14 protein-coding genes and 1 pseudogene are annotated in these 12,523 nt (G+C 38.4%); 7 read left to right on the top strand and 8 right to left on the bottom strand.

Annotated elements, in window-relative coordinates:
• From ACZW67_RS13410 to ACZW67_RS13385, 6 genes and pseudogenes are all read left to right on the top strand, one after another.
• Window positions 1-1,037: tyrosine-type recombinase/integrase (locus ACZW67_RS13410; RefSeq protein WP_465183667.1), on the top strand; the 1,037-nt coding region annotated here is incomplete at its 5' end.
• A gap of 252 nt (window positions 1,038-1,289) precedes the next feature.
• Complete coding sequence (locus tag ACZW67_RS13405) at window positions 1,290-1,649, top strand: hypothetical protein (protein ID WP_465183666.1); 360 nt, start codon at window positions 1,290-1,292, stop codon at window positions 1,647-1,649.
• 287 nt (window positions 1,650-1,936) lie between these two features.
• A complete protein-coding gene (locus tag ACZW67_RS13400) occupies window positions 1,937-2,242 on the top strand; it encodes a hypothetical protein (protein WP_465183665.1) in 306 nt (101 codons plus the stop codon).
• Between the two features lie 246 nt (window positions 2,243-2,488).
• Window positions 2,489-3,415: pseudogene (locus ACZW67_RS13395) on the top strand (IS3 family transposase); the annotation flags it as partial.
• A gap of 243 nt (window positions 3,416-3,658) precedes the next feature.
• A complete protein-coding gene (locus ACZW67_RS13390; RefSeq protein ID WP_465183664.1) occupies window positions 3,659-4,309 on the top strand; it encodes a hypothetical protein in 651 nt (216 codons plus the stop codon).
• Window positions 4,310-4,420: 111 nt separating this feature from the next.
• On the top strand, window positions 4,421-4,849 hold the full coding sequence (locus tag ACZW67_RS13385) for a surface-adhesin E family protein (protein ID WP_465183663.1): 429 nt from the start codon (window positions 4,421-4,423) through the stop codon (window positions 4,847-4,849).
• 132 nt (window positions 4,850-4,981) lie between these two features.
• Here ACZW67_RS13385 and ACZW67_RS13380 read toward each other — a convergent pair whose 3' ends face one another.
• The 6 genes from ACZW67_RS13380 to ACZW67_RS13355 all read right to left on the bottom strand — a co-directional run bounded on the left by ACZW67_RS13380 (window position 4,982) and on the right by ACZW67_RS13355 (window position 9,526).
• Window positions 4,982-5,419: a magnetosome magnetite crystal formation protein family gene (locus ACZW67_RS13380; protein WP_465183662.1), complete on the bottom strand. Its 438-nt coding sequence runs from the start codon at window positions 5,417-5,419 to the stop codon at window positions 4,982-4,984.
• 356 nt (window positions 5,420-5,775) lie between these two features.
• Window positions 5,776-6,366, bottom strand: coding sequence for a type I restriction enzyme endonuclease domain-containing protein (locus ACZW67_RS13375; RefSeq protein WP_465183661.1), 591 nt, complete (start codon window positions 6,364-6,366; stop codon window positions 5,776-5,778).
• A gap of 71 nt (window positions 6,367-6,437) precedes the next feature.
• On the bottom strand, window positions 6,438-7,307 hold the full coding sequence (locus ACZW67_RS13370) for a hypothetical protein (protein ID WP_465183660.1): 870 nt from the start codon (window positions 7,305-7,307) through the stop codon (window positions 6,438-6,440).
• 62 nt (window positions 7,308-7,369) lie between these two features.
• Entirely contained in the window at window positions 7,370-8,239 is an 870-nt protein-coding gene (locus tag ACZW67_RS13365) for a hypothetical protein (protein ID WP_465183659.1), read from the bottom strand.
• A 149-nt stretch (window positions 8,240-8,388) separates the two neighbouring features.
• Window positions 8,389-9,246 carry a hypothetical protein gene (locus tag ACZW67_RS13360; protein WP_465183658.1) on the bottom strand — a complete coding sequence of 286 codons (858 nt, stop codon included), beginning with the start codon at window positions 9,244-9,246 and terminating at the stop codon, window positions 8,389-8,391.
• Window positions 9,247-9,298: 52 nt separating this feature from the next.
• Entirely contained in the window at window positions 9,299-9,526 is a 228-nt protein-coding gene (locus tag ACZW67_RS13355; protein WP_465183657.1) for a hypothetical protein, read from the bottom strand.
• Between the two features lie 531 nt (window positions 9,527-10,057).
• Here ACZW67_RS13355 and ACZW67_RS13350 point away from each other — a divergent pair.
• Window positions 10,058-11,026: a DUF2939 domain-containing protein gene (locus ACZW67_RS13350; RefSeq protein ID WP_465183656.1), complete on the top strand. Its 969-nt coding sequence runs from the start codon at window positions 10,058-10,060 to the stop codon at window positions 11,024-11,026.
• Between the two features lie 205 nt (window positions 11,027-11,231).
• Here the strand turns inward: ACZW67_RS13350 and ACZW67_RS13345 are convergent, their stop codons facing one another.
• The gene (locus ACZW67_RS13345; protein WP_465183655.1) at window positions 11,232-11,486 is read right to left on the bottom strand and encodes a replication initiation protein; all 255 of its coding nucleotides are present in this window, start codon (window positions 11,484-11,486) and stop codon (window positions 11,232-11,234) included.
• A 347-nt stretch (window positions 11,487-11,833) separates the two neighbouring features.
• Window positions 11,834-12,523 (bottom strand): tetratricopeptide repeat protein (locus ACZW67_RS13340; protein ID WP_465183654.1); only part of this gene is annotated, 690 nt, incomplete at its 5' end.

The following is a 12,523-nucleotide window of genomic DNA, read 5'->3' as shown; positions in this document are numbered from 1 at the left end:
TTAATCATTTTGCTTGGGAGTATTTTGAAGGACTAGAACATACTCAAAAAGGCAATACGTTGATTCGTAAGAAAGGCCGTTTAGAGCTTATATGCTCCTATATTGGTAATGAACCTATTAGTGAAATTGATTCACCTAGAATGCTCGAAGTGTTATTAAACATTCAAGCCAACTCCTTAAATAAGAATGGTAAGCCTACAGATAAGGCGGAACGCTGTGCAGGTATCGCTAGTGACGTATTTGTCTATGCGGGAGCTCGTGGCTTCTGTAGCAGCAATCCTGCAGCGTTAATCAAAAGCCAACTGGCCAAGTCCAGCTATGGTCATCGTCCTGCCATTACTAATCCTAAAGATTTGGGCAAACTACTGCGAGCTGTTGAAACAATAGAAGGCGATCTAAACACGATTAACTCCCTTAGGCTATTGGCATTACTATTCGTACGTAATGGCGATCTACGCCGTATGAGATGGGCTGATGTTGATCTAGAGGCTGGTAGGTGGCAATTAAAGCCATTAAAAGGCCAAGGTAAGGTAAACATGGTTAAGGATATGGTGGTTCCCCTACCGCATCAAGCTGTGGCTATATTGCGTGAACAGAAAAAGATCAATGGGCACACTGAATATGTCTTTTTCAGCGAAACAGCAAAAAAGCACCAGATCATATCTGAAAACACGGCAAACAAACGCCTCAAGGATTTAGGCTATCAAAACATACATTGTGCTCATGGCTTTAGAGCGACAGCGAAGACTATCTTGCAAGAGCAGCTAAAATACCCTCTTGTGCTTGTAGAGATGGCATTGGGTCATACGACTAAAGACCCTAACGGCTCAGCTTATGGTCGATTTGAGTATATTGATGATCGTAGCGATATGATGCAAAAGTGGGCAGATTACTTAGATGCACTCAGAGAAGGAAGAGATACAGCAGAGTTTAGAGCGGATGCACAAACTAAAGGCGACTCTACAGCTCAGCTGCAAGCACTCATAGATCAGCTGGGTGAAGACAAGGTACGAGAACTATTGGAAAACAAAGGTTGAGATACTGCTTTCTAAGTAAATTGAACCATATACTATTTACTAAAAAACGTTTTATGCGAATAACAGAGGTTTTTTAGGTTATTCACTACCCGTTTCAGATGGTAAAAAGGTAGTGATTTAAAACCGTTATGGGAACATGTTCCGTTTGCCATATAGGTAGCGAAGCATTGGCTATATAATTAGCATTCTTTCGTCTATCATCCTAAATTGTACGAAATTAATTGACCACAGACTTTGATAATAGGAAAGAAAATGTCGTTCTTTTATCCTAAAGATGTAGATTTTATGGAGATGTTTGGATGCGAGAGCCATACAGATAATGATGGTTTGCTAGAATCCACATTCATCGATGCACAAAATAAAAAAATGGTTTTTTCTATCAGTGATATGCAGAACTCAATATCTGCTTATGTATATCAAGATGAAGCATTAATATTTAGGATATATGAAGAAGGAGCTATGAGGGTCATGATATATGAAAATCAGATCATTATAGAATATCTGAATTATCAGGATTTATACGCTAAAAGACTAACTATTATTGATGTGTATCCAATATTTAAAATTGACCATTCTACTCTGATAGACAAGGATATGAGCCAACTAAACTAAATGCCTTCAAGGTATTATCATATTAAGATATACCTATACCGAACCAATCAGCCCTTCACTAGTTCGATACCCTAGTGAGGACTTGAACGTTCAGCCGTGGGCTAATAATATCAATGGTTTTAACTGGTTGAAACAGTCACAGTGTACTTCGTGGTATACCTACCATACATATTCTATTCGTGATCTGTGCATTAGCGAGGACTGGTCTATACTGATTAAAGAGTCTGAGAAAATACTTGGCTATTAAAAAGTATTAAGTGTAAGGATTAAAAAATAGGGTGCTTATTATGAAATTGCATGAAATTTATGGAACTTTTCTTAGTTTAGTAAGTGCTAAAGAAAGAATAGAGTCCTTTTGCTTATTGGATTTTGAGGAGCATGAAAGTTCTTACTACGGACTTTATTATATTTATGGTAAAAAATATGAGGGTGAGAGTTTTCAAACTGTAAATAATATTGATTTTCTTGATAACAAGCCATTAGAAGAAGGCGGCTTTCCTGTAGTTTTGTATGTTAATAATACAAATTCTGATCAAAATGAAGTTTTTGCAACGTTGGAAGATTTTGTTTTAATTTCTAGAGAGCATTTTTAAGAAAACTAGTGATAACTGATTTCTGACATCCAATGCCATAAAATCTGTTGTGGGAACCTGATCGGTTCGCTATACAGGCATTGAACTGACAGTGTTAACGGTAGGTAGGTAATTATGATTAAGCTGTCTGATTTAAATACCCCATGTTTGTTTCTACAAATTCTTCCACATAGTTAAATTATGAGCTATGCTGAAGAAACCGTACAAATAAACTTGGTAAACTAAGCGTATTAATCGGAGTTTATCATGGTCAAGAAAATCAGAAGCTATAGTGAAGAATTCAAAGCCGAAGCCGTCAAGAAGATAGCAGATAATAACGGCAATATTTCAGCGACCGCAAAGCAGCTTGGCATCGCCATGCAGACCTTATCTAATTGGAATAATAAGGCCAATCAAGGCAAGCTCATCGGCACAGAACAATATGATCCTGATCTTATGACGGCTCTTCAAGAAATAAAGCAGCTCAAGCGACAACTTAAAGTTGCCGAAGAGGAACGAGAGATCTTAAAAAAGGCCACGGCGTACTTTGCAAATGAGGAACGTTAAGAAACAGTCTGGGAGACTGTTTTAGTGACGCAAGACGTAGGGCTATGCACGCAGTGACAGTTAGTCAGGTACGCCTTTATCAAAGATAACCAGCACTTCTTTAGCATCGCCACTATGTGCCGTGTGCTAAGTGTTAAGCCATCAAGTTATTACGACTGGCTGAGTCGTGATATCAGTGACCAACAGATACACCGTAATCAGTCTGAGCTACTGGTTAGGGCCGCTCACAGTGAAACTCGTGAGCGCTATGGTATTGAGCGACTGCATGCAAAGCTCATAGAGCAAGGCCATGATATTAGCTTGTACATGGTCAGACGTATCAAAGAAGAACATGGCATCAAATGCCGTCGCCACAAACGCTTTAAAGTCACTACGGACTCAAACCATAATAAAATGGTTTATCCAAACGTGTTGGATCAGCAGTTTGATGCTAAGCGTCCTAATGAGTCTTGGGTCAGTGACATCACCTATATCTGGACAAATGAGGGTTGGCTGTACTTAGCAGGGGTTAAAGACTTATACACTAAAGAGCTGGTCGGCTATGCCATCAACAAACGTATGACCGCTGATCTAATATGCAAAGCATTGAACATGGCCATCAAGAATAAACGTCCAAGCCAAGGGCTGCGACAAGCAGCTAGGACGCATCGTTCGCAATCCTACTTTTATGGCGGAGTATAATCATTTAGTAACCCCGACTAGCCCAGCTGGACAGTCACAGCAAGGTTGGGAGTTTGAAATGATTAACCGTCTTAAAAAAGATGCTTTACAGTTTAGTAAGCGTCCTATAAAGAATTACTTAGACTACTAAAAACAAAGGAAAATTATCCATTTAAATATGATCATTAATGGATTTAGGAGTTGATAAGATTGCGAAACATAATAGAGATGGTTGTTTTGTTTATACTCATATTGTTAATATTATTTATACCATTTTACTTTTTAAATAAAGAGCTTCCTACTCTTCTTCTACAGGAGAATCAAAACTTTGCGTTGGCAGTAGGCTCGTTAACCAGCGCATGGGCAGCCATAGTTATAACTGCAATCACAATTATAGCCACTTATGTGGCCTATAGAACATTCTCAGAACAAAGGCTACACAATAAATTAACTGTAAAGCCTATGCCAGAAATCACGATAGACCACAGTGATTTCTCACTATACATAAAGTTAGTGAATCATGGATTTGGTCCTTTGTTAGTTAAGTCATTTACCTCTATAAACATAGGGTCAGGTAGATCAGGTAAATCTTTAGTTGAGTGCGTAGATCTTCATGGAGGATCTTGGACAGACTCTTGTGGAGGAGTTGATGGACGAGTTGTTCTTCCCGGAAAAGAGATATTACTCGTAGAACTTACAATGGGTCGAGGCGATACTATGTTTAATCGTACTCTTGAGTACGCTCGAGAAGATCTGTCTAACGTTAAAATATCAGTCAGCTATTCAGATGTATATGATACTAAGTTCCCCGTATACGAAAAACGTATTTTATTGCCTGATAATAGCAAATACCTTGAATAACTCAGGCGTTCAGTATTCCACAGTTGCTTGATACACTCGTTAAGCTCTATAAAATCAGCCTTTAGTTTATAGAGCTTAACGAAATACTAAATCAATTATTAAGGATCCAGGATGAAAAAATTAATTGCGGGTTCATTAATTTGTTTGATAGCTGTTTCAGCCAATGCCAATAATTGGTTTTATATAGATACAACTAAAGACGGTGTTGATCATTATATGGATGCTAATACCTTAAGGATAGTTGATCAAAATGCTCAAATAGTTACTGCTTTTGTTAAAATGCGAGGCATAGAGAAAACAAAGTTAAGATTTAACAATATGGTTGTTAGTTCTACTAGTTTTAAATTCGCTTTTGACTGTAGAAATGAAACCGGTAAAACACTATCCCATATATTCTATGATGCAAACGGAGCCGTTATTGATTCTAATGATTATTACGCCGAGCAATTTACCACAATCCATCCAGGAACAAGCCAATACTTAAACATGTATTCTGCTTGTGCTATGACAGGTTTTAAAAGCATTAAGGGCATACTCTAAGAGTAGAATCTCATTTCTTTGATATATTCTAGCTAAGACTTCTTCGTCGCACCTAGCAGCCCTCAATTGTCGCTGATCAGTCACACTCCAATATATAAAAGGACACACCCAACATTCGGAGGACTACTTAGTCTATTTAAGTAGTCGTATTTTAATCAAAGGAATCTCATAATTAAGTAACTGTATTTTGGAAGGGATTTCATAATTTTTGCATTTGTAGTTACTAACTATACCTTTAACACAAAACGTAAAAAATGCTCCAATAACTATAAGAATAGGAGCATAAGTAAAAAAACCAAGTATAAAAATAATGAATTGAGGTATCACTTCGACAAACAACATTAGAATAGAAGCTACTAATAAAAAGTATATAAATGATGCAGCTAATAGAAGCAAAGCAGTTATAGACCAGTTTATTGCTTTTTTTGCCTGCTCCCTAACATAAGTATCATCTGTTTTAGTTAGGTAGAACATCAATGGGATCACAAAAAGAGTGAGTAAACACCCTAACCAGTTTAAAACTGCTAGGTTTCTTGACTCCTGACTTACAACATCATTATCTTGCAACATAAGATTCCTTTTCTCAAATTATACTAATTTAGTATCTAGCTTAGATATACTTTAGTTATTCTAACGTTCTATATCCTGATCCTTGCTAGGCTTAGGAGTTCTCACTGCCACTCTTTCAGGCGTTGTTTTTATCTCAATAGGTGGTAAAACGACTTTACCACTCATTGAACCGCCCCGACTATATCGAAGGCTGGCTTACTTGAGCCAGGTAGCAATATCTGACAACGCTTTCAAAATTAAAGAGGCCATACATAAATTGTGTCTGAATATCGTTAAACCACCCTATTCTTCTTAAAGTTCTCAGCCTGCTCAAATATCTCTTTATAGACCTCGTTTGAGTCCACAGGTGGATAGCCTCACTCTTTGAGTAACAACATCAAATCAAATTCTAACTCCGCTTTGATATCGTCGCGCTTATTCCAGTCAGTATACTTAGCTTTATCATCTACAAGGGTTTTGACCTCTTTAGATAACTCAATGAGTTTATCCTCTGGATAGCTAAAATCATATTTATGAGCCAACAGTAGCAAAATATCATAAAAAGCTTTTTCTTCGATATCTATTCCCATCTCGCCAAAAGCTTGCATCTCTTTCTTCACGCCATGTATTAAGTCGATAATATGGTCAGTAAAATCATTGAAGACCTTAGAGTTTAGGATGTCGTTCTCATCACGGTCGTTATACTTCTCGACAAGCTTCATGATGGCTTTGTTGGTATCGTACAGATCGGACGAAGGAAGGTATTCGAGCTTATGAATGATGGACTCAATCTCATACTCTGTAATCAAGTCATCTTTATAACGGGTCGCTAGAAACTGTCGAAGATCAGACTTAATCAGCACATCGTCAGGATTGCGGTCGAGTGCTTCACCTAGCGTATGTGGATAGCCCTCGGCTGATAGCAATTCAATAATAGCTTGTTCAAGTCGGTCTTCGGTGAATTTCAACTATAAGTCCTTTTTTAGATAAATAGAGCGTTCTTCAATAGCATTAGTGATCGGTGCAGGGAATGTGCACCTTATAAAGCTACAAAACTATATGCTGTTTCATAAGCTTTCTTTACCGGATTGAACTTCATAACGAAGCTTTTATTGATAAAGTCAGGAAGCTCAGGATCATCAGGAGCTATACCTTTATAAGTCAACTTGATTGGATAGTACTTAGCCTTTTCAGGCATTACCTCAACAATTCCTTCATAATCATAATCTGAGGGTGATTCATAATCATTTGCACCGTTATTATCTGAACCAGCATCGCCTAATGCATAAGTATTAATAAAGTCATTCTCAGGTAGATGTAGCACTGCCCATGATTCCGTCGTATAACCCTGACGCATATACCCACTCTTGAAAATGCTACCTACTAGATTTTCACCCAAAGACTCTGAAGTAGCACGAATATCATTGTTTTGAAGATCCATTGAACTGTAGATACTTGAAAACTCTATGCTCTCAGATGTCCTGCTTACTAACTGAAACTGTCCGTTATTCAGCTTTTTAAAGCTGTATAAATCTGCCTTTGAACCGCAAGGAAAACAGTATTCTAACGAGTCATCATGAATGAGCACTTTTTCAATGGTCACTAAATAACGTTGCTCACCTTCCGTGTTGTCATAAAGCTCTATAGGACGCATTAACGCTACTGTTCTGTATGCTGTGTTATCAGCACGACCTAAACCAATATTTGGTAACGAATCAATATATGTGTCATCTGCAACAGTAGGAACCATCTGACCATTGTAAAACTCGCGCATGACTTCTTTAAAGCTTAGGTCTGTGATTTTAACCTGAGCCATTTGACTGGTAGAGAACGCAGGAGTAGTTGCCATTACAGGAGTTATCGCAAAAAAACCCAAGCTAAGTACCAAACTGAGTAATAAATTTTTCATATTAAATTCCATTTAAGCTTGATAGTACGATCAGTTAAAGTAGTTATTACAAATGAATCCAACTACTCAACCAACTCAAACTGCTGCTTAGCTATATCGTAGGCATAAGTCGTTTCCTGCTCAATTCCACCATCCGATGCGGCTGGATCTTTACTATCATCATATAGGCTACCAATGCGCCCCGACTTCTTGTCAATCATCATATTCAGCGGATAAAAACCACCTGTCATCGGCGCATTATAATCATGGCTCACATAGCCTGTGCCTTCGTGATATGTGCCAGCACTATAACTCTCAGAATGATAATCACTCTCTATTTCAGCCACTGGCTTTATCTTGCCATCTATCGAAGCGTACATCATCCATAGACAGCCACTTTGTCCGCCTTTGCCGCCACAGTGCTTACCTGTCCAAGCGTATTTGTCATTACCTACTTTGGACAGCTCAAACTTATAGAGCTGACTTCTCCCCGCACCGCCCGTATAGATAAAAGGATCGCTTGCGGATACTACCCAAGAGCTGCCCATTTTATACATCTCAAATAGACCGCCTATACCGGGGTAAGCGTTACCTGATTTTCCATCGTAGACGTAACCTGAAGTTAGCAGATACAGCCGAGTACCACCATTGACCTCTTCAACTTGGTACTTAATAGGCGCGATGCAGTAACTGTCCTCAAATACATAGTCACTGCTCTCGTTATCAAAGGTTTCTTTGCGATGATAAAGGGTGCAGCCACGCAGCTTGTCGTAGTCTGAGCCATAGTTGACCGCCATGACGCTGTTGATGGCTTGGCTAATATCCGCTGGAATCGGCTGTTGCGGCAAAGTTGGAATTTGCGCGGTGGCTAGTGTAGATAGTAATACTGCAGACATAGGCATGAGCAGTCGGCTTACCATGTGTGAAATATTGGATAGGTGTTTAATGGTCATAAGTATTGATCTTATTAGCTGTAAGGCGTTATAGCTTGTTCAAGTCGGTCTTCGGTGAATTTCAATGGAACGTCCTTTTTTTATTGTTTTCTATTATTTAGTTCAAAATTCACTATGCAAATCCAAGATCAAACCAATGCACAGCTAAGTTACTCATAATCTTTCTTTGTTGGATTGAATTTCACAATTTTACTGTAGTTCACAGGCTCAATACGCTGATAATCTTCCGTAGGCTTTTCACCTTTATACGTCAACATAATGGGATAATACATGGTGTTGGTGTTTTCAGACAGTACTTTGAAAGTTCCTTCATATGCGTAATATAGAGGTGAGTCTTCATCATAAACACCGTTTTCCACCCCAGCATCGCCTAGATCATACAAATTAATGAAATCGTTTTCAGGCAACTGCAAAACGTCCCACCACTGTACGAAGATACCATGATAAAAAGAGCCGTTTTTTAACACGCTACCTGTTATCTCTTTGCCTAAAGATTGCATCGTATTTTTAATACTTTTTTCATCAAGCATTATTCGACCACCCACACCAGTAGATTCTACCTTTTTTGGCGTCCGACTTACTAACTGGAATAAACCATTATTTAACTTTTTAAAACTGTAAATATCAGCTGTTGCTTTACATGCGTGGCAAGATACCAGTGACCCCGTATTACTATCGACCTGAACCTTCTCAATAATGACTAAGTAACGTGATTCTCCTACATTGTTTTTATAGTCAATGACAGGGTTCATTAAAGCGACGGTTCTTTCATCATCGCTATTCGCTTTACCTAGCCCAACGTGTTGCACCGCTTCAATATCTTCATCATCTATAAAAAAAGAAGTCATTTCACCACTATAGAACTCACGCATGACTTCTTTAAAGCTTAAGTCTTTGATTTTAACCTGAGCCATTTGACTGGCAGAGAAAGCAGGAGCGGCAGCCATTGCAGGAGTTACTGATAAAGCACCTAAACTAAGCGCCAAACTAAGTAAAAGCTTCTTCATTTTGAACTCCATTAATGGTTATTTTTTTGGGATAAACGTTTACTGTCAAAAGCTACAGGACTTCATCCACAAGTGCGGCAGCATCTGCAATACGAAGTTCACCTGACATGAGCTTAGGTAAAAGAGTGTCGCGGAGTTTGGCGAAGGTATAGCTTTGTTTAGTATTTTCTAAAATACTTTCTATAGCGCTCTGAAAATTTGAATCTAATGAGCTAAGAAGCTTCTCACTTGGACAAAGAATTAAAAAGGCTTCAAAATTTGATTTGTTAAGAATTGGCATTGTCTGTTTTATCTTTTTTGCTTACCGGTGTTTTAGCCATGTTTTTTTGTTCTCTATGTTCTGATGGTTAACCATGCAATGAATGCATGATTCGCCGTACAAGAAAGTGATTTGTTTTGTGGTAACAATTTTAGCCAGATTGTGCTTTTAAGCAAGCTTATCTATCAACTCATTTTTGGAAGGCACTGTTATCTCGTACTCAATATAGATCATAAATAATGGTTAATTTTTATTTTGCTGGACTCAGAGTTTATATAGACCTAGAAGAATTATTTTACGGACGATAACGGTGATATTCCTGTCGAATACTAAAAGGTATTTTTGATAAATAGAAGTTTATTAAATTGTTTTATAAGTAAACTAATGTTAGCATTAATTTCTAAATGTTACTACTATGTAAACCCACATAAGTATAGAAAATTGGCGAAAATTACGATTTGTAAGCATGGCAGCTAATAACCTTAGACAAGCGTTAGCCATCAGTATTGCTTCATCATATTTTAATATTGTTAGAAATTCAGGAGAGATTTTTTGAAAAAGCTTTTACCTTGGTTGGCAGGCTTGTTAGTTATGTTTGCGATTTACCTTTACGCTTCACCATATATAGCTTTGTATAACATTAAAAATGCTGCTGAACAGAAAGACGCAGATAAGCTATCAGGATATATTGATTTCCCTAGTGTTAAACAGAGTATAAAGGATCAAGTCAAAGCCGCTATGGCTGAAGAGCTTGCTGCAAGTGATGAGCAAGATGGCCTTGAGGCTTTAGGAACTATGTTAGCCGCTGCAATGATAGACCCAATAGTTGATGGTTTTGTCACACCTGATGGTGTTGCATTAATGCTTCAAGGGCAAAAATTGGATTTTGACTCAAGTAATGACAGCTCGGAAGATAAGGCTAAAATCAACAATGAAGATATTGATTATAAAGCTGGCTACCTGTCATTTAATCGATTCAAAGTTCAGATCATTGATGCTGATGATTCGGATGAGTCATTAGATGTGATCATGCATAGAGACGGTCTTAGCTGGAAAGTCACAAGGATTGCCTTTTCATTAGACCTGAAAGATACAGCATCTGAAAAAGTCACTGAAGAATCAGTGTTACCTGCCTTAGACCTGTCTAATATAGAAGATGAAGTAGCCATAGCTGAAGATAATATTGATGATGTATTTCATGGGTTAGTTGATGATAGCGACGAGAACTTCTACAGTGATGAAAACTACTATAATAATGGAACCGATGCTGACGCTGTAGAAACAGCCGAAACATTAACACCCACACAAGCAGCGCATATTGATTATCTCGTTGATAATGACATTGAAATCTCACAAGACATGATAGATCGATTAAATGATTTTACACTTGGTGGAGGTACAAACGCTGATTTACGTAAATTCGTGATCGAACGCTCAGGTTATGACGACGGATATAATCCGTTAACAGACTGTCGCAACCCAGATTTAACAGAAGCACAGCATATAAACAACTGTACTTAATAAATAGTAGATGAGTGATAGTTCTAGTAAAAAATAAGCCACCTTAGCATTTTGCAAGGTGGCTTTTTTATGGATAGAGGGTTGTGAGCAGTTATACAGAGCTGGAATAGTTTCTTCGTTAGGGGTCTGAGATCAACGAATTCTGCTAAACAATTCAGCTTCTTTTGCCCATACTTCGGTACGCCAATGCTCGTGCATCGGGTTTTTAGTAATGAAATTGGTATAAGCCCATGTCTGCTCTTGTCTCTCTGACAAGTCCTGCTTGTATCTTAGCAAGATAGTCTAAGGCTTTACGGCTGCCGTGCTCACTGGTGCAAACAGGTGTTTTTAGCTCATAGACGATGTGAGCGTGTCCGTTTGAAGGGTTTTGGCTTGTCCATCGTGGCGGTGGTAGATATTCTTCCGCCCAGCGCATCGCACCATGCTCATGATCAATATCTAAGCAAATAAAGTGGGTCATACAAGGGGGGGGGTATGCTGAATGTACCGCATTTTGACGGCTATTTGCTTTGAACAAATGGCAAGAATGCCCAAATCATCGGTGCAATAAGGCTTATGAGGGAGATTTTCGTATATTTCAGGTAGTATTAACATCACGCACACTTGTGTTGGTGCGTTTGCTGATAGAAAATGACCGTTCGAATATGGTGGGTTTTATATCTGCTGACACAGATTAAAATTCATTTAACCCCTAGTGACGCCAATCACTGGGGGTTAATCGTTTCTAGCACTTGAATTTACGCTCTCACTCTTGTTTCGTCAATTAGCAACTTCCTCGCCAAGCCACGCTATTTAAGACTCAACACTCTATAGTTGATTTAAGATTCGATAACCATCACAACCTGTTTGAAAACCGTTATCACAAGATTTACCAATCCATTCTTTTGCAATTGCATAATCCTGACGTACGCCCTCGCCTTTACCATACATAATTCCAAGAATATATTGAGCCTCATCAAAACCTAGGTTGGCAGCTTTTTCATACCACTCAGCTGCTTTACCGTAATTCTGTGTAACACCGTCACCATTAAAATATATGTAGCCAAGGACAAGCTGTGCATCAGCACTACCTTGATTAGCCGCTTTTTCATACCACTCAATCGCCTTAGCATCATTTTTTTGAACGCCAGCACCATAAGTATACATTGATCCAACTGCTAACTGAGCTTCTATGTCACCTTGGTTAGCCGCCTTTTGATACTCTTCAAATATTTTCTTATTATCCTGATGGGCACCAGTATCATTGGTAAGCATTGCCTCAAGATTATATTGAGCCTTAGTGTGTCCTTGATTAGCTGCCTTTTTAAACCACTCAGTAGCTTTGGAACGATCCTGTAGAACACCATCACCCTTGTAGTACATTACCCCTAGATTATATTGAGCATTAGCATCGCCTTGGTTAGCCTCTCGTTGAACTTGATTAAAATCAGCAGCCATCGCTGAAACAGAAAGCATCGCAGCGACTAAAAGAAGGATTACTTTGTTAATCAATGAGGT

This window comes from Psychrobacter sp. TPE 89C (assembly GCF_055522395.1).
The sequence above is the reverse complement of the archived record's forward strand: the minus strand, read 5'-3'. Positions and strand labels throughout refer to the sequence as shown.

Excerpts from the sequence above, each read along its gene's own strand:
- ACZW67_RS13405 (WP_465183666.1), top strand. The coding sequence starts at position 1,290 with ATGTCGTTCTTTTATCCTAAAGATGTAGATTTTATGGAGATGTTTGGA.
- ACZW67_RS13400 (WP_465183665.1), top strand. The coding sequence starts at position 1,937 with ATGAAATTGCATGAAATTTATGGAACTTTTCTTAGTTTAGTAAGTGCT.
- ACZW67_RS13385 (WP_465183663.1), top strand. The coding sequence starts at position 4,421 with ATGAAAAAATTAATTGCGGGTTCATTAATTTGTTTGATAGCTGTTTCA.
- ACZW67_RS13380 (WP_465183662.1), bottom strand. The coding sequence starts at position 5,419 with ATGTTGCAAGATAATGATGTTGTAAGTCAGGAGTCAAGAAACCTAGCA.
- ACZW67_RS13370 (WP_465183660.1), bottom strand. The coding sequence starts at position 7,307 with ATGAAAAATTTATTACTCAGTTTGGTACTTAGCTTGGGTTTTTTTGCG.
- ACZW67_RS13365 (WP_465183659.1), bottom strand. The coding sequence starts at position 8,239 with ATGACCATTAAACACCTATCCAATATTTCACACATGGTAAGCCGACTG.
- ACZW67_RS13360 (WP_465183658.1), bottom strand. The coding sequence starts at position 9,246 with ATGAAGAAGCTTTTACTTAGTTTGGCGCTTAGTTTAGGTGCTTTATCA.
- ACZW67_RS13355 (WP_465183657.1), bottom strand. The coding sequence starts at position 9,526 with ATGCCAATTCTTAACAAATCAAATTTTGAAGCCTTTTTAATTCTTTGT.
- ACZW67_RS13345 (WP_465183655.1), bottom strand. The coding sequence starts at position 11,486 with ATGACCCACTTTATTTGCTTAGATATTGATCATGAGCATGGTGCGATG.